The sequence below is a fragment of the Candidatus Methylomirabilota bacterium genome, assembly GCA_035315345.1.
Taxonomy (GTDB): domain Bacteria; phylum Methylomirabilota; class Methylomirabilia; order Rokubacteriales; family CSP1-6; genus CAMLFJ01.
In genome coordinates, this window is sequence record DATFYA010000131.1 from 19,973 (window position 1) to 37,740 (window position 17,768).

At 69.6% G+C, this 17,768-nt stretch carries 12 protein-coding genes; 9 read left to right on the forward strand and 3 right to left on the reverse strand.

What is annotated here, in order from left to right; genetic code table 11:
- Positions 1 to 2 precede the first annotated feature (2 nt).
- The 8 genes from VKN16_17950 to pilB all read left to right on the forward strand — a co-directional run bounded on the left by VKN16_17950 (position 3) and on the right by pilB (position 12,853).
- The gene (locus tag VKN16_17950; protein ID HME96093.1) at positions 3 to 1,826 is read left to right on the forward strand and encodes a methyl-accepting chemotaxis protein; all 1,824 of its coding nucleotides are present in this window, start codon (positions 3 to 5) and stop codon (positions 1,824 to 1,826) included.
- Positions 1,827 to 1,859: 33 nt separating this feature from the next.
- Positions 1,860 to 4,829, forward strand: coding sequence for a response regulator (locus VKN16_17955; GenBank protein HME96094.1), 2,970 nt, complete (start codon positions 1,860 to 1,862; stop codon positions 4,827 to 4,829).
- A gap of 3 nt (positions 4,830 to 4,832) precedes the next feature.
- Entirely contained in the window at positions 4,833 to 5,711 is an 879-nt protein-coding gene (locus tag VKN16_17960; protein ID HME96095.1) for a response regulator, read from the forward strand.
- Positions 5,712 to 5,714: 3 nt separating this feature from the next.
- Entirely contained in the window at positions 5,715 to 6,590 is an 876-nt protein-coding gene (locus VKN16_17965; GenBank protein HME96096.1) for a response regulator, read from the forward strand.
- Between the two features lie 377 nt (positions 6,591 to 6,967).
- Entirely contained in the window at positions 6,968 to 9,628 is a 2,661-nt protein-coding gene (locus tag VKN16_17970) for a hypothetical protein (protein HME96097.1), read from the forward strand.
- Positions 9,629 to 9,637: 9 nt separating this feature from the next.
- Entirely contained in the window at positions 9,638 to 10,255 is a 618-nt protein-coding gene (locus VKN16_17975) for an ADP-ribosylation factor-like protein (protein HME96098.1), read from the forward strand.
- Positions 10,242 to 10,730 carry a roadblock/LC7 domain-containing protein gene (locus VKN16_17980; GenBank protein HME96099.1) on the forward strand — a complete coding sequence of 163 codons (489 nt, stop codon included), beginning with the start codon at positions 10,242 to 10,244 and terminating at the stop codon, positions 10,728 to 10,730. Before VKN16_17975 ends, VKN16_17980 begins: the two co-directional genes overlap by 14 nt.
- Positions 10,731 to 11,149: 419 nt before the next feature.
- On the forward strand, positions 11,150 to 12,853 hold the full coding sequence (gene pilB, locus VKN16_17985; protein HME96100.1) for a type IV-A pilus assembly ATPase PilB: 1,704 nt from the start codon (positions 11,150 to 11,152) through the stop codon (positions 12,851 to 12,853).
- A gap of 7 nt (positions 12,854 to 12,860) precedes the next feature.
- Here the strand turns inward: pilB and VKN16_17990 are convergent, their stop codons facing one another.
- Together VKN16_17990 and VKN16_17995 are read right to left on the reverse strand one after the other, a co-directional pair.
- Positions 12,861 to 13,298 carry a roadblock/LC7 domain-containing protein gene (locus VKN16_17990; protein HME96101.1) on the reverse strand — a complete coding sequence of 146 codons (438 nt, stop codon included), beginning with the start codon at positions 13,296 to 13,298 and terminating at the stop codon, positions 12,861 to 12,863.
- Between the two features lie 2 nt (positions 13,299 to 13,300).
- The gene (locus tag VKN16_17995; GenBank protein HME96102.1) at positions 13,301 to 14,083 is read right to left on the reverse strand and encodes a tetratricopeptide repeat protein; all 783 of its coding nucleotides are present in this window, start codon (positions 14,081 to 14,083) and stop codon (positions 13,301 to 13,303) included.
- A gap of 220 nt (positions 14,084 to 14,303) precedes the next feature.
- Here VKN16_17995 and VKN16_18000 point away from each other — a divergent pair, with 220 nt between their 5' ends.
- Positions 14,304 to 15,725 carry a hypothetical protein gene (locus VKN16_18000; GenBank protein HME96103.1) on the forward strand — a complete coding sequence of 474 codons (1,422 nt, stop codon included), beginning with the start codon at positions 14,304 to 14,306 and terminating at the stop codon, positions 15,723 to 15,725.
- Positions 15,726 to 15,734: 9 nt separating this feature from the next.
- Here the strand turns inward: VKN16_18000 and VKN16_18005 are convergent.
- Positions 15,735 to 17,768 (reverse strand): hypothetical protein (locus VKN16_18005; GenBank protein ID HME96104.1); only part of this gene is annotated, 2,034 nt, incomplete at its 5' end.

Sequence of the window (17,768 nt, forward strand, 5' to 3'; positions counted from 1 at the left end):
CGATGAGAAGGCGGAATGACGAGCCGGGTCGGGAGCGCCGCGCCGATGGGACGACCGCAAGCCGGGTAGGGCTCGGGCTGTTGGGCAAGATCACCGTGTTCCTGGTCGCGATCCTCGTCCCGCTCGCCGCGGTGAGCTGGACCCTCGCCTACCGATCGCTGCAGGACAACCTGACCCGGGAGTTCACCGACAAGGGCAGCGCCATCGCCAACAGCCTGGCCAGCTCGGGCGCCGACCTCATCGTGAATCGTGACGCCTCCACGGTCCAGGCCCAGGTGGACGAGTTCGCCAAGATCAACGGGGTCGCGTACGTGATGGTCTACGACGCGCAGTTCACCCTCGTCGCTCATACCTTTGCGCCGGTGGTACCGAAGGGGATCGTGGAGCGCAACGTGGTGCCGGGACAGTCGACGAAGCCCCAGGTCAAGGACATCACCTATGTGGACCCGCGCACCGGCCGCGAGCGCGAGATCATCGACATCGGCGTGCCCATGCTGGGCGGTCAGCTCGGCACGGTTCGCGTCGGCATGGATCGCTCGATCATCACCACGGCCGCGGTGCAGAGCGGCAACTCGCTGCTGCTGACCTTCAGCGCCATCGCGGGGGTGGCGGTTCTGGCCGGCGTCATCTTCGCCCGGCGGATCACCCGCCCGATGAGCGCGCTGATGAGCGGGGCGGAGCGCGTCGGCCGCGGCGACCTCTCCCAGCTGGTGCCGGTGACCTCGCGCGACGAGATCGGCCAGATGGCGGTCACGTTCAACGACAGCATCGTGCGGCTCCGGGCGCTCGTGCAGACCGAGGCCGATCGTGACGAGGAGCGCCGCAAGCGCGAGGATCTGCAGCAGAACATCATCAAGTTCCTCGACACCGCGGTCGAGATCGGCAAGGGCGACTTCACCCGGCGCGGCGAGGTGACGTGGGACGTGCTCGGGAACGTCGTCGACGCGATCAATCTGATGGTCGAGGAGATCGGCTCGCTGGTCGGTGACGTCAGGAAGACCGCGCTGCAGGTCGCGGCCGGCTCGCGGGACACCATCAAGATCACCGGGGACCTCGCCGAGGCGGCCCAGACGCAGTCGGCCGACGCCAACCGCGTGACCCAGTCGGTGACCGACGTGACGGTCTCGGTCCGGCAGGTGGCCGACAGCGCCGATCAGAGCGCGAAGGCCGCGCGTCAGGTGCTGCAGGCCGCGAGCAAGGGCGAGGAAGCGGTGCGCAACAGCCTGGCGAGCATGCAGCAGATCCGGGCCGAGGTGCAGACCATCTCCAAGAAGATCAAGTCGCTGGGCGACCGCTCGCTGGAGATCTCCGACATCGTGAACACCATTCAGGACATCGCGGCCCAGACGCATCTGCTCGCGCTGAACGCCTCGATCGAGGCGGCGGGAGCCGGCGAGGCCGGCCTGCGATTCTCGGTGGTGGCCGACGAGGTCCGGAAGCTGGCCGAGCGCGCCACCCAGGCCACCCGGGACATCGGGACGCTGATCAAGGGCGTCCAGGTCGAGACCCAGGAGGCGGTGGTGGCGATGGAGTCGGGCACTCGCGAGGTCGAGTCGGGCTACGAGGTGAGCCTGAAGGCGGAGGAGGCCCTGCAGGAGATCGGAAAGATCTCCCAGGCCTCGTCGGAGCTGGCCGGCGAGATCTCCCAGGCATCACAGCAGCAGGTGCGCGGGTCGGAGGCGGTCGCGGGCGCGGTGCAGGCCATCGCGAGCGCGGCGACCAGGACCGAGCAGGGCGTGCTACAGAGCCGACGGAACGTCGAACAGCTGGCCAGGCTGGCCGAGGAGCTGACCGTCAAGCTCTCTCGTTTCAAGCTGGCCAGCTGAGGATACGGCGAAGGAGCCAAGCGGACGGCCGAGATGGCAGATCGACGCGAGCGTGAGCTGCTGCTGGGAATCTTCCTCATGGAGGCCTGGGATACTGCCGGGGCTCTCGAGGACGGACTCGGCCTGCTGACCGGCGCGGACGCGCCATCGCCCGAAGCTCTCTCGCCGCTGGCCGTGTTCGCTCATCGGCTCAAGGGCTCGGCCGCGCTTCACGGCTTCCCCGGAGTGGCCGATCTGGCCGCCGCGGCGGAGCGGCTCCTCGATCGCGTGCCCGCTGCAGACATTGACGAGCGCGCCCGCGCCGCCGCGTTCCTCGACGGCCTCGTGAGCGTGCTCAAGGAAGTGTTCGACGGGATCAGTGCGGTCGGTGTCGAAGATGGAGCGCGCATCGACGAGTTCAAGTCGCGCTATCCCGCGTTCCTCCTGTCGGCAGCGGCCAGCCCGTCATCGGTTGCCGCGCCGGCCCACGCCGGCACCGGGTCGACCGCGGCCGGTCCTTCACCGGTGGCCGCCGATCTGAGCCGGTTCTTCATGGAGCGCGGCGAGGTCCTCGAGTATTTCCTGCCGGAGGCCACCGAGCACCTCGAGACGCTCACGACGTCGCTGCTCGCCCTCGAGGGTGGAGCCCGCGACGAGGCGACGCTCGCCACCATCTTCCGGGCCGCTCACACGCTGAAGGGTGCCGCCTACACGGTGGGCTGCGGCCCCATCGGGGACGCCACGCATCAGATCGAGGACCTGCTGGGGGCGGTCCGCGAGCGTCGCATCGCGGTGACTTCTGCGGTCACGGAAGCGGTGTTCGCGGGCACCAGCGCGATCAAGCGAGTGCTGCAGGCGGGCACGGCGATCTCGGAGGAGATCGCGCAGTCGCTCGAGCGGGCGACGCTCGGGCTCCGCGCGCTGCTCGCGTCGGAGGTCGCCCACGGGTCGCCGGCGTCTGCCATCGCGGAGGAACCCACCGCGCCCGCGGTGGTCTCCGAGGAAGCGCCCGGGGCCGCGTCGTCTCCGAAGCCATCGCCGGCCCTCGCGCCGGCGGCGGGGGCACTGCCCGGGTTCGTCCGCCCGGAGTTCCTGGCCCGGCTCGAAGCCCTGCCTCGCCCCGTTCCGCGGGCGGTCGGCGCTCCCAGCGGCCCGAGCATCCGAGTGGCGGTCGAGCGCCTCGACACTCTTCTCAACCTGGTCGGGGAGCTGATGATCGCGCGGAGCCGGCTCGATCGGCGGCTGGCTCAGCTGGACCAGGTGAACGAGTTGCTGCTCGCCAGCCGCTCGCGACTCGGACAGGTCGGGCGCGATTTCGAGTTCCGCCGGCACGTGCCGACCCGGTCGCTGCGGAAATCCGGGCCCGGGCGCGACCGAGCAGATGTCGGCGACCTGCGCGACCTCTCCGAGCTGTTCGCCGAGCTCGAGTTCGACCGCTACGACGACGTGAACGTCCTGGCCCGCAGCGTGACCGAGATGTCCGCGGATCTCGCCGAGGTCCAGAGCCAGCACGCCGCCCTCCTGCGGAGCATCCGAGACGACAGCGCCCAGGTCCAGCGGCTCACCGCGGCCCTTCGCAAGGAGATCACCCGCGCACGCATGGTGCCGATCGGCCGCCTGTTCACGCGGGTGGCCCAGCAGGTCCGGGAGGCGGCGCGCGCCAGCGACAAGACGGTGGGCTTGATCGTCCGTGGGGAGTCGGCCGAGGTCGACAATGGCATCATCGAGCAGATCGCCGACCCGCTGCTTCACCTGATCCAGAATGCGATCGGCCACGGGATCGAATCTCCCGCCGAACGGCAGCGCACGGGCAAGCCGCCCCAGGGTCAGCTCACACTGTCGGCCTCGCAGGAGGGCGGCTTCGTCCTCGTGGTCGTGGAGGACGACGGCCGCGGCATCGACACCGAGCTGGTGCGGCGCCGCGCGGTCGAACGAGGACTACTGCCCCCTGCCGAAGCCGCGGCCTTGGCCGATCGGGATGCCCTGAACCTGATCTTCGTTCCCGGTTTCAGCACCGCCGCATCGGTGACGCGCACGTCCGGACGCGGCGTCGGGCTGGACGTGGTACGCACGAACGTGAGCCGGCTCAACGGCGAGATCCACGTCGAAACCGAGCCGGGCCGCCTGACCCGGTTCGTGCTCAAGCTGCCCCTCACGGTGGCCATCGCCGACGCGCTCATGGTGCGCTGCGGGTCCGAGCTGTTCGCGTTCCCGCTCACCGCGGTGAGCGCGATGCGGCCGGTGGACCCGACCGAGATCGTGAGCGAGGGCGGGCGGGAGTCCGTGCGCTTCGAGGATCAGATGCTCGAGCTGATCCGACTCGACCGGACCCTCGGCATTCCCGGCTCCCCCTCTACCGCCCGACTTCCGGTGGTCGTGCTCCGGGGCGGTGGTCGGCCGTTCGGCGTCGTGGTGGACGAGCTACTCGGCAAGGAGGAGATCGTCATCAAAAGCCTGGGCGCGTTCCTGGAGGGCGTCGGGCCGTTCTCGGGAGCCACGATCTCCGGTGAGGGCCGTGTCATACTCCTCCTGGATCCGACGCTGCTCCGCGAGGCCGCCGCGGACGGGCCCGCCGGGTTGCCCGCGGAGCCGGTGCGCGCAATCGAGCCACGCGAGGAAGGTCCGCGAGTCATGCTCGTGGACGACTCGGTGAGTATCCGGAAGTTCGTCGGACAGATGCTGGAGAAGGGCGGCTTCCGGGTCGTCACCGCGGTGGATGGCCAGGATGCGCTTCAGCAGCTGGTGGATCAGAGCGTCGACGTGATCGTGACCGATCTCGAGATGCCTCGGGTCAATGGCTACGCGCTGATCGAGGATCTGAAGCGGCGGGCCGCCACCCGCGAAGTGCCGGTCATCGTGTTGACCACGCGAGCGGGCGACAAGCACGTGAGGCTGGCCCAGCGTCTGGGTGTGCGTCACTATGTGGCCAAGCCGGTGGACGAGCAGAGCTTCGTCCAGCTGGTGCGATCGGCCGTCACGACCGCCGAGCCGGCCTTCGCCGGCGCCCGCGAGGGCAAGGAGTAGTCGGTGGCCAACGCCAAGGTGCTGGTGGTGGACGCCAACCAGGACAGCCGGGCCGCGCTCGCCCACGCGCTGACCGAGTCCGGCTACGAGGCGGCGGTGGCGACCAGCGGCTCGTTCGCGCTCACCATGCTCGAGTGGGAGCAGCCGGACCTGATCGTCAGCTACGCCAAGGTGCAGGACATGGACGGCTACGAGCTGTTCACCATGGTGCGTCGCGATCCGGCCACCAAGGACACGCCGTTCCTGCTGCTCGCCGGTCGAGATCGGCCCATCGCTCTCGCCGCCACCGAAGCCGGCGTCGACATGACGGTGACCGGCGATTTCACGCTGGCGACCGTCATGCAGCGGATCAGGGAGCTACTCGGCGACGCCCCGCCCACCGTGGCGCCGGTGGCGATCCCGGCCAAGGGCCCGGCCAAGATGCCGGCCCGGACTCCGGCGGCCCCCCCGGCGCCGCCTCCGGTGAGCCGAGCGCCCGAGCCGAGCCGGAGCAGCTTCCAGGGCTCACTCGGCGTGATGGACCTGACCGAGCTCACCCAGGTCATCTCGCTGGGCGTCAAGACCGGCGAGCTCCACCTCTCCCTCTCCGGCGGCGAGGGATGCATCATCTTCGAGTCGGGGCGGGTGATCCACGCCGAGTTCTCCGGCCGCAGCGGCGAGCCGGCCTTCGCGGCCATGGTGGCGGCCTCCCAGCGGGAAGGGGAGGCGCGCTTCTGCTTCAACCGGGCCGAGCGGGAAGCGCTGGCCGGGCGGCCTCGGACCATCTCCCGCACGGTGGAACAGCTGCTGCTCAGCGTGGCGCAGGAAATCGACGAGACTACTCAGGGGCCAGACGTCCGCCAGCAGGCGGCCGCGTCCCACGGATCCCGGAGGGACGGATAGGTCATGCCCAAGGTGCTGGTGGTCGATGACAGCCTGAGCGTCCGCAAGGTGGTACAGCGGGCGCTGGAAGCCAAGCGTATCGAGGTGCTGTCGGCTGCATCGGGAACCGAGGCGATGGAGCAGATCGCCCGCGAAACGCCGGATCTCGTCGTGTGCGACGTGATCATGCCCGACATGGACGGGTACCAGATCTGCGACTTCGTGAAGAAGCACCCCGCGTTGGGGAAGACCCCGGTCATCCTCATCTCGGGCATCGTCAACAGCACCGTGCTCGAGCGCGCGGCGAAGGTGGGCTCCGACGACGTGATGCGGAAGCCGTTCGCGGCGGACGAGCTGTTGCACCGGATCGAAGGCTTTCTGTCCGTCCAGGCGCGCCCCGCCGCTTCGGCGCCCGCGGCCGCCCCGGTGGCCGCGGCTCCTGTTCTCGAGCCCACCGTGGACGTGCCGACTCCTGCGCCGATTTCGGCGGCGCCCGCGGCCGTTCCGCCCGCCCCGGTGGTCCGGCCGGCGGTGGTCGTGGAGCCGTTGCCCGACATCAAGCCGCTGCTCTCGGGGGTGGCCGACCTTCCCGGCGTGACCCTGACCGCGCTGATCGACCGCGAAGGCGCGTTGATGGAGGCAGCGGGGAGTCTCCTGCCCGAAGCGATGCTCGCCGGCGCGCTTGCCGCGTGCCTCGTCGAGTCGACCGACGGAGTGGGTCGCGCCCTGGCCCAGGGTCAGCTGCAGAGCGTGATCCTGGAATACGACGGCGGCGTGGTGCTGCTCAATGCAGTGGGGACCGGCGCGATGCTCGCTGTCGTCCTCGATGATCCGGCCGTGCTCGGGAAGGTCAGATACCACGTGAAGAAGGCGCTACCGGATCTGGTCCGGGCGGTGTGAGGCACTAGTCCATGAGAACCTCTCATCATCATTCGGTTTCAAGCGCCGGGCGCGTCTCGGCGTGGCTTGTCGCGGCACTGGGTCTGGCGGCCTACGTTGGCCTGATCTACGGGTTGACCGTGTTCCCGCTACAGTTCGAGCTGCCGGTGCCGCAGTGGGCGACATTCGCCGTCCCTGCGGTGGCCTACGGCCTGCTCGTCCTGCTCTTCGTTCGCCGTCCCACCATCATCCGATGGGTCGTGGGCACCGCTCTGCTCACGGGACTGCACGTCGCGCTCCTGATGGCTCGTGGGCCTCTCAGCGTGATGCTCGACCCGGCTCTCGCGGGCCGTCCGCTGCCATGGATGCTGCCGCCTCCGCTTCCGGAGCTCGTGGGGGTGTTCCTGCTCCTGGTGCCGCTGCGCGACCTGCTCCGGGCCCGGCCGCGGCTCGCACGTGAGCGCATTTCCGGGTCGAGCCGCGCCTCGTCCAGCGTGCGGGCTCGCGTATCGGTGGTCCCGCGGGTGCCGCAGGCTGCTCCATCCGACAGCCTCGACTCCCCGAAGAACCTGCCGGTGTGGGAGCGGAACGTCGGCGCGGAGTCGGTCGAGGTCCCGGCCCCGAGACCCGTTCCGGCCGCGGCTGCAGCCTCCGAGCCGACCCGCATGCCCGCCCCGCCCGACGAAACGAGCCGCCGCGCGGCCGCGCGGACTGAACGGCGTCCGGAGACGGTCAAGACGCCTCCACGCCGCTCCGACGTGGTCCTGCGGATCGCCCTCGATCGGATCATGGGACAACTGCCCCCCGGCACCTTCCTCGCGCCCGAGGACGAGGTCGCGGCGGCCCTTCGTGATCCGGGATACCTCCTCATCCCCGGCGAGCTCGTTGTCACCCAGCTATCCGAAGGCGTCGCCCGGATCGCGTGGAACGACATCGTCGATCAGTTCCCGTCGCGCCTCGTCGGACTGAGCCCCGAGGAGATCAGCGAGCACCTGGGCGAAGGAGTGAGGCTTCCGCTCGACGAAGTGGTGGGCCAGCTTCCGCACGAGCTGTTCGTCGCCGACACGCCCGAGGTCGACATCGCGGGGCTCGACCGCATCCCGGTGCCGTTCCAGCCGATGGAGGACTCCACGCCGGCGCCATCCCTGTCCCAGGCGGCGGCCGAGACTCGATCGGCGACGCCACCCGTCGAGGAGCCGTCCGATCCCGTTCCGGCCGCGCAGGCGCCCGAGCCGACGGTCACGCCGGAACCGGCTCCCCCGGTGGCCGAGACTCGCGCGCCGGCGGCGGCGCCGGCACCCAAGGCCGCGCCGGCCACTCCCACGGCCACCCAGGTTCAGGCGCCCTCCGAGCCGGCCCAGGCGTCTGTGCCCCCGGTCGTCGGCCCGCCGACGCCGAGTCCGGTCGTCGACGAGCCTGCCGTCGCGATCTCGTTTGCGCGGGTCGCGTCGGAGCTGCCGGCCGACGCCTTCAACGTTCCGCTCGACCAGGTGGCGGAGCGGATGAGGACGCCGCGCGCTCTGGTGGTGCCGCAATCCCTCGTGCTGTCCCAGCTCGCTGAGGGTTTGATCCGCGTGAAGTGGGACGCCGTCGCGTCACAGTTCCCGCGCGAAGCTCTCGCTGTTTCCGACCCCGACATGATGGGCCGGCTCCCGAACGGGATCACGCTCCCGCTCGACGAGGTGATCGGTCAGATCCCACCCGATCTGTTCATGGTCGGAGGTCCCGCCGTCGACCTGCACGGTCTCGAGAGCTTCCCGGCGCCGTTCCAGCCGGCCATCGCCGACCCGGCGCCTCAGAAACCCAAGGCGGAACAGGTGGATCCTCTCGCGGAGCCCGGCGGCTCTGCGCCGGTCGAGGAGCCACAACCGCTAGCCTCCGCCCACGTCATTCCAACCCCGGCGGTGGAAGCACCGCCGCCGGCGAACGTGGCCACTGAGCGTCTGGCGGAGGAGCCGCCGGTCACGCCGTTGTCCGCGGAGCCCGCGTCCCATCCGGCTGTGGTTGAGACGCCCCGAGCCCACGAGACTTCCGCCCCCGAGGTTGTCCCGCTCGATTCCGAGCCCGTGCCGGATCCGGTCAGCATCTCGGCTGCCGAATGGCCGGAGCCGCCTCTTTCGGGCCCGGCCACGGTGATGCAGTTGGACCCGCCTGCCGTATCGCCGGAGTCCGAGCCGGCAATCGTGGTGACACCGCCGGCGGCGGTGGCGGTGGTTTCTGATCGCGCCGAGCCCAGCTGGCGTCCAATCGAATCCCCCGCGCCCGGACCGGGCACCCTCCCCTCCGGGATGACGGAGCCTGAGGAGGCGCGGCGCATCGTGACCCTGCTCGCGCCGATCGCCTCGTTCGACGTCAGCAGCCAGTCTGCGGAGGGGGTGACCGTCTATGCGCTGTCGGCGCCCCGGGTGGCACCGGAAATCGCCGTCGCCGGAGCGGGCCTGGCGTTGCCCCTGTTCACCGAGCGGCTCGCGCCCTGGTCGATCGATCAGATCACGTTCCGTGGCCCGGAAACGGCCCTGGTGCTCACCGCGGTCGGCTCTCCGGGTGATCGCCGAGTGCTCGCGGCCGCGGTGCCGCGGGGAGGAGGATTGGCCTTGCTCGAAATACTCTGCCGGCGAGCCGCCGGCGACCACGGCGACGGAGCGATCCGCGCCTCGATCGGCGAGGGTCAGCCGGGCAGCCGGAGCCTCGCTGCGACCTCCGCCGAACGGGTGGCGGCCCTCACCTCGTCCCTGACCGCGTTTGGCGGGGTCACCGCATCCGCCCTGCGCGACATTGGCGGCGAAGGCCTCCTCTACCTCTTCCTGCCGGCCGGCGCGGACGTGGCCGGAATCGGGGCGCTCGCGCAAGACGTCGAGGCGATCATGCGCAAAGCCGCGGGGTCCGGAGCCGTGTTCCGGACGGCGGTCTTGCGATCCGGTCGGACGCTCCTGGTGGTTCAGCCGGAGGAGGTCGCGCATGGTCGGTCCATCATCGTGGTGGCGGGCGGCGAGGTGAGCCGGCCCGGCCTGGCCTACCGTCAACTGGAGCGCGTGACCGCCGCGCTCGCGCAGGCCTGAGGCGGCGCGATGTCCATCATCAACTACGCGCAGAAAGAGATCAGCTTCAAGGTCGTGTACTACGGAACCGGCGTGGCCGGCAAGACCGCGAATCTCCAGTACATCTATCGGGGGCTGCCGGACGTGAACCGGGGAAACATGGTCTCGCTCGCGACCGGTGACGATCGCACGCTGTTCTTCGACTTCCTGCCCGTCTCTGCGGTGACGGTGCGGAACTTCGTGGCCAAGTTCCAGCTCTATACGGTGCCGGGTCAGGTGTACTACAACATGACCCGCAAGCTCGTCCTCCGGGGCGTGGACGGCATCGTGTTCGTGGCCGACTCGCAGTGGGATCGGCTGCGCGAGAACGTGGAAAGCTTCCGAAACCTCGAAGAGAATCTGAAGGAATACGGATACAATCTGGACGATATTCCCTACGTCATCCAGTACAACAAGCGGGATCTGCCGAACATCGCGCCGGTCGAGTATCTCGAGTACATGCTCAATCGGAGGAGCCGGCGGGTCCCGTACTTCGAATCGGTAGCGGTGGAGGGCAAGGGGGTATTCGACACGCTGAACACCGTGTCGCGCATGGTGCTCGTCGCGGGCTTTGGACAAGAACAGGGGGCGCTCAATGAGTCAACATGACAACCTGGCCATCCACGAGGAGGACGCGCAGCGGATCAACGGCGTGCTCCTGCACTTCCTGGGCGAGTCGGGCGCGATGGAGGCACTCCTGATCGACCGGAGCGGGCAGCTCCTCGCCCGCGGCGGCGCGTCTCGCTCGCTCGACACCGTCTCGCTCTCCGCCCTCGCGGCGGGGGCCTTCAGCTCCACCGCGGCCATGGCCCGCCTCCTCGGCGAGACGGAGTTCACGATGCTCTTCCACCAGGGGGTGAAGGAGAGCATCCACGTGGCCGCGGTCGACGAGCAGGCGATTCTGCTCGCCATCTTCGACAGTCGGACCACGGTGGGCATGGTCCGCCTCTTCGCAAAAGAGGCGGGCACGGCCATCGGGGCCATCCTGGCCGAGACCCGTACGCGGCCTCGCCGCACCGGAGTGCTGGCCACCCCTCTTCACAAAGACGAGGTTCAGTCGTCGCTCCGGGAGCGGCCGGCCTGAGCTGACGGACAATCACGACCATGGCCCAGATCGAGAACAGGACTTCGCTGTCCCCTGAAGAGAAGCGGTCGCTCTCCGAGTCGGCCCGGCTCTGCGAGATGATCGTGGAAGCCAACCCGTCCGACACGGGCGCGCTCGAGACGCTCAAGGAGATCTACACCAAGCTCGCCGATCGGGACAATCTCGCCCGCGTCGTCGCCCGGCTGGCCGGAACGGTCGGCGGCCGGCCCTCCGCCAGCGTCATCCCGAGCGCGGCCGCGGGCATCGCTCCGGCGGCCGATCCGGTGCTGGCCACGCCCCCCGGTGACAACGGGGACGGCCGTGGCGCCGGTCGGCGCGGCGCCGTCCCGCCGACGTCGATGCCCATGGCGTCGTCCCCGTCGATGGGGACGTCGATGAGCGAGCGCCGACAGGGCAGTATGTCGCGTCTCGGCGATCGGCTGGTCGCGGAAAAGCTGATCAGCACCGACCAGCTCCAGAAGGCGCTGGCCGAGCAGAAGGGCAGCGCCGAGAAGCTTGGAACGATCCTGGTGCGGCTGAACTTCATTACCGAGGACAGCCTCGTCTCGTTCCTGTCCAAGCAGTACGCGATCCCCGCCATCACGGTCGCCCAGGTGGACCCGGATCCCGACGTGCTCAAGCTCGTGCCCGAGCAGATCGCCAAGAAGCACGGGGTGCTGCCCATCAAGCGCATGGGCAACACGCTGACCCTGGCCATGGCGGATCCCACGAATGTGTTCGCCCTGGACGACGTCGGCTTCATGACCGGGTTGCAGATCCAGCCGGTGGTCGCCTCGGAGGCGGCGATTCGCAAGGCCTTCGAGCGCCTCTACGAGACCGGCGCCAACGTCACGGACATGATGAGCCAGCTGGAAGAGGCCGACACCGACGTCGAGGTCGTCGAAGGCGGCGAGGAGACCTTCAGCAAGGCCGACATCTTCGACCTCAAAGAATCTGCCGACGAGGCGCCGGTCGTCCGGCTCATCAACATGATCCTCACCGACGCGATCCGACGGGGGGCGTCCGACATCCATCTGGAGCCCTACGAGAAGGTGTTCCGGGTGCGGTTCCGCATCGACGGTGTCCTCCACGAGATCATGACGCCGCCCAAGCGTCTGGAGGCCGCGCTGACCTCGCGCGTCAAGATCATGGCGACGCTGGATATCGCGGAGCGCCGGCTGCCCCAGGACGGGCGCATCAAGCTGCGCTATCACCAGCGCGAGATCGACTTTCGCGTCTCGACCCTGCCGACCATCTTCGGCGAGAAGACGGTCATGCGGATCCTCGACAAGGAGGCGCTGCAGCTCGACCTCAGCGCCCTCGGGTTCGACCCGTGGAGCCTCGAGCAGTTCACCAAGGCGATCCATAGTCCGTACGGCATGATCCTGATCACGGGGCCCACCGGCTCCGGCAAGACGACCACGCTCTACTCCGCGATCCACACGATCAACTCCCCGGACATCAACATCATGACCGCCGAGGATCCGGTCGAGTACAACCTGAAGGGCGTGAACCAGGTGCAGGTCAACGACGAGATCGGCCGCACCTTCGCGGCGTGCCTGCGCAGCTTCCTGCGGCAGGACCCGGACGTGATCCTGGTCGGTGAGACCCGCGATCTCGAAACCGCGCAGATCGGTATCCGGGCCGCGCTCACCGGTCACCTCGTGCTCACCACGCTGCACACCAACGATTGCCCGTCCACCCCGGCTCGACTGCTCGACATGGGCATCCCGCCCTTCCTGGTCTCCTCGTCACTGCAGCTCATCCTGGCCCAGCGGCTGGGGCGTAAGGTGTGCCGGGACTGCCGGGAGCCCTACGAGGCGAGCGAGGAGAGCCTGGTGCCGTACGGCCACATACCGCAAGGGCTCGGCACCATCAACTTCTACAAGGGTAAGGGCTGCCAGACCTGCAACTTCACCGGCATGAAGGGGCGAGTCGCGATCTACGAGGTCATGCCGGCCACCACCGAGCTGCGCGACATGATCCTGCGCAACGCCACCACCAACGAGATCCTGGGCGTGGCCATCTCGCAGGGCATGAAGACGCTTCGCCAGAACGCGCTGCAGAAGGTGATCGACGGCGTGACGACGGTGGAGGAAGTGCTCCGAGTGACGCTGGGTTAGTACGCGGTCAGGCGGCGCCCGCGTTGCGCCAGGTGCCGCGAAGGCGATCCACGGCGCGGCCGAGGGCCGCCCGGACCGCTTCCGCGTTCACGTTTCGGTCCGCTACCAGCGTGAGATAGCCGACCGGGCTGCCTCCCACGAAGACCGTCCCGTCGTCGGCCGAGAACATCGCCGTGCGGAACGCGCCCCGCTCCAGCCGGGTCGCCCCCAGCTCCAGCTCTCGGCCCAGGGTCGCCGCGAGGGCGGCCAGCGCCTCCACCGGGAACCGCGGCGGCAGCTCGGCGGTGATGACGAGGCCGTCCGGGGTCACGATGAGCCCACCGCGGACGCCATCGAGCCGGATCAGCTCGAAGACGGTTTCGCGGAATGCCTGCGCGCGCGACCCTCGTGGACTGGTCGCTTCCGGCGAAGCGGTCGGCTCGGACGGGATCTGGGCCTCGGCCATGGTCAACTCTTGATGTTCAGATCGGTCCAGAGCCGGCCCACTTGCACGAGCCCGGCTCCGACGTCGATGTCGCGGGGCAGGGCGACCCCCAGGATCACGCCGCCGTCACTCCGCAGGAAGGTCATCTCCGAGGCGCCTTCGACGACGCCGCGTCGCAGCGGCCCGAGCCCGGCCCGCGCGAGCGTGGCCGAGGCGATGCGATAGACCTGGATCATGTGCTGGGCGAGCTGCCGCTGACGCTCCTCGCTGCCCTGCGCGAACACGAGCGTGCCGTCGGTGTGGGTCAGGATGAGATCCCGCGCGCCCGGAGGCGGGCGGAGTCGGTCCGTGCTGATCGTGCCGACGGCGGCCGGAGCGGCCACCGCCGGCGCCGACCACGTGGCGACCATCTCCTGCAGCGCCTTGGCCTCGGGGAAGTCCGGAAAGTACTGGATGGCTCGATCCAGGAACGGCCGACAACCTTCGATGTCGCCCTCCTCCAGCGCGATGCGCGCGAGCCCGAACAGCGCGCGCGGATGATACGGGTCCAGCGCGAGCACGCGCCGGAACGATTCCTTGGCCGCGGGCATGTCGCGAAACACGACGTGGAGGTAGGCGTCGAGGAGATGTCCCACCGAGATATTGGGCGCGAGGCGCAGGCCTTCCGCGATCAGATCGGCCGCTTCCTCGTATCGGCCCTCGTGGCGATATTGGTCGGCCAGGCGGAACAGCGAGGCCGCGGAACGCGGCCGGACGAGACCGGTGAGGCCGCTCCAGGTGCGCTCGAGGAACGTGGCTAGACTCACCCGCCGACCTCCCTCGTCCAGGGGTTACCCAGCCTGGAGATCATCGTTGACGAGCATCATAACATGCGGTCGTCGAGGCAATTCCAAACTCCGGGCCTCCGGCAAGCCTCGGAGGAGGGAAGAACCTTCCGGGCGGGCGCCGTCGTTGCGTCTTGGCGACCGCGCTGGGCCGAGGTGCTATAACTGGCCGCGGTCCGACACCATGCGCCTATCGCCGCCCATGCTCCCCGCTGGCCTGCTCCTGCTGGTGCTGCTCGCGGCCGCGGCAATCTTCGCGATGGACGCCGGGCGCAGCGTCATCTTCCCGTACCCGCTGGACTACGGGGAAGGTCCGCTCCTGGAGCAAACGGTCCGCCTCGCGCATCTCGAAGGAATCTACCGGCCCGACCTGACGTCCCCGCCCTATACCGTGAGCAACTACCCTCCGGTCTACCCCTTGGTGCTCGCCCCGCTCGCCCGTGCCTCCGGGCCGGCGTTCTGGTATGGCCGCCTGCTGTCGGTCCTCAGCATGATCGCGGCCGCGATTCTCATCGGCTTGATCCTGAGATCGCTGACCGGTGACCCGTTCGCTTCCGCGATCGGCGGCCTCTTGCTCATCTCGTTTGCGCCGGCGGCATACTGGGCGTTGCTCTACCGGGTCGACGCGCTGGCCCTCGCCCTGAGCCTGGCCGGCCTGTACGTCTGTGCCCGGTACCCACGCGGCCGCCGGACGGTGGCCATTGCGGCCCTGCTGCTCACCGCCGCGATCTACACCCGGCAATCCTACGGCGTGGCGGCGCCGCTGGCGGCTTGCGTCTGGCTCGCTCGAAGCGCCGGATGGCGCCGGGCGCTCACCCTGGCCGCGTCCATCGTCGCGCTGGGCATGGCCGTGTTCGCGGTCCTGGACCTCGCCAGCGGCGGTGGCTTTCGGTTCGACATCGTCACCGCCAATCTCAACACGTACGACCCCGGCTCGCTCCTCCGGTATCTCGCCGACGTGTGGATGCTGATGCCGCTGGCCCTGATCGGCGCCGGCGTGTACGCGGTGTCCGCCGGCTGGTCGGCCGTGCCGTCCTGGCGACTCATCGCGCCCTACCTGGTCGGCGGTCTGCTCGCCGCGCTCACCATCGGCAAGGTGGGCTCCAACGTGAATTACCTGCTGGAGGCGGGGGCCGCGCTGAGCCTCTCCCTGGGCGCTCTCCTGGCCTGGCAGCGGCCGCGCTGGATCGCACAGGCTGCGATCGCGCTGCTTCTGGCGCTCGACGTGTCGCTGATGGTGCTGGCCTCGCCCTACCGGCCCGTCATCGAGGCCCGGCTCGCCGAGCGCGAGCCGGCGCAGCGCCTGCTCGGCATCGTGCACGACGCCCGTGGCGTCGTCCTGGCCGACGAGGACATCGGCTTGCTCCCGCTCGACGGGCGTCCGATCTACTTCCAGCCGTTCGAGATGACCCAGCTCGCGCGCGCCGGGCGGTGGGACCAGCGCCCCTTCCTGGATTCCCTCGAGCGGCAGGCCTTCGCGGCGATCCTGCTGTACCGCATCCCGCAGGTGCCGCTCCATCGGACGCGCTGGACCGACGAGATGCTCACGACGATCGAGCGCCGCTACGTGGTGGAGGAGCGCATCGGAGCGACCGAGGTCTACCGGCCTCGCCGCGGCGACTGACCGGAGCGATCAGGTCGGGCGTCGCGGCAGCTCGATCAGCCAGAACTTCTGATCGCCCTTGATGAGCCGCGTGCCGTCCGAGAAGAAGGCAGCCATCAGGGCCATCTTCGCCAGGTTCTCCTCCCGCGACCGCCGGTCGTCCACGATCGGGGAGCGACGGTAGTCCAGCAGCACGTCGTGGCGGACCAGCAGATGGGTGATGCCGTCGGCACGCACCCGCGCCCAGATGTCCTCCACCGTCGAGGCCTCGCGGACGTAGCGGGTGAGCGTGTAGTCCTCGAAGATGAAGTCGGAAAAGTGCGGTCGGTTCAGGTGGTAGGTGTCGCGTCGCATGTCGATCAGCCAGACCTTGGCGTCGAGCGGCAGGTCGCGATCGATCAGCTCGTAGTAGGCGTAGTAGTCCAGGCGTCGCCGCAGGTATTCCTCCCGCGTCTCACCCCCCAGCACGACGCGCAGGGGATCGAGCGTGAGGAACCAGGCCAGGATCACCGGAAGGCCGAGGGCCGCCGCGGCCAGCCCCAGCCAGCGCAGCGTGCGCGAGAGGCGCCCGTCGAGCGCGCTGCCGACGACCGCGGTCGAGACCGCGAGGGCCGGCACCGCGGGCAGCAAGTACCGGAGCTGCTGGCTCGAGAAGAGCCAGAAGACGAAGAGGCAGCCCGAGAGCAGGAGTCCCAGCCGCAGCTCGACGTCGAGCCGACGCGTCCAGAGCGCCCAGGCGAGCAGCGGAAGGGCGGCGACGACGGCGATGCCGAGGACTCCATCGAAGTAGGCCGGCTGGTCCGGCTGCGCGGTGATCGCCAGGCGCAAGGGCGCGAGGACGTAGTCGATCGGGGTCACCGTGTTGCCATAGAGCGAGAACCACGTGTCGTAGAGCTGTGAGCGCTCGAGGTCCCACCCGGCCGCCTGGGCCGGCCAGAGATGCAGGTAGAACGGAAAGAGCGGGCTGCCGGTCCGGATCCAGTTCCGCACGTACCAGGGAGCCGCCAGAGCACACCCGGCGGCCAGCGCGCCCACGATCGAGCCGGCCGCCGCCGCGGGCGATGGGCGCGCGCTCGATGGGGGGGCGCCCACACCCAGGACCCTCAGCAGCCCGAGCAGCGCGAGGGGAAGGATCAGGAAGGCGGCGCTCAGCTTGATCGCCAGAGCCCCCGCGACCCCGGCCACGATCCACGCGAGATGACGCGCGTCGAAGGTGACCCACCATCGTCCGAAGGCGCGAATGGCCATGGCGGTGTAGGCGGTCATGGCGAGATCGACGTACTCGCTCGCCGCCACGTCGTAGACGGTCGGGATCCACGCCACCATCACGGCCGCCGCGGCCGACCAGCCGCGTGAGGCGCCCCGCTCCCGGGCCCAGGCGTAGACGATGACCGTGAGGATCGGCGCGAAGAGGAAGATCGTGGCGCCGGCGGCGGCCTCCGCCGTGCGAGCACCGAGTGGAGCGCCGAGCAGCATGGCCCACACCGCGTGCATTTCCACGCCGAGGGGGTAGTAGCCCGCGATGTTGTAGGGCACCTCGACGGCCCGCCCGGCCGCGATCCAGGCCTTCGGCAGGGCGAGATGGTAGAGCAGCGTGTCCTTCGCGGTGGGTGGCGCGAGGGCGACGATGAGCGCCAGCGCCTGTCCTGTCACGATGAGCGTGAGAGCGGCCCACCCGCTCGTCCCGAGCGTCGCGCGAAGACCGGGCCGAGCGCGAGCGACGCCGGGCGCGGCCAGGACCAGCCCCACGATCAGCGCGACCACCGCCGCCGGCACGCGATACAGAGAAAGGAAGCCGAGAAAGAACCAGCTGATGGACCAGCCGGCCGCGCCGAGCAGCATGCGCTCGGCCACCCTCGCCACGTCGCGGTCTAGCGAGCCGGAACCGGTCGCCTCCTCGACGCGCGAGAGGATCGTGCGGCCCAGTCCGTACCATGCCACGCCGATCAGCGACGCGATGACCACGCCGGCCACGGACGAGACGAGCCCGGTGAGCCTCCAGACGGGACCCCGCGACAGCGCGCCGATGGACGCACCGATCAGCGCCGGCAGACGGCCGACGTC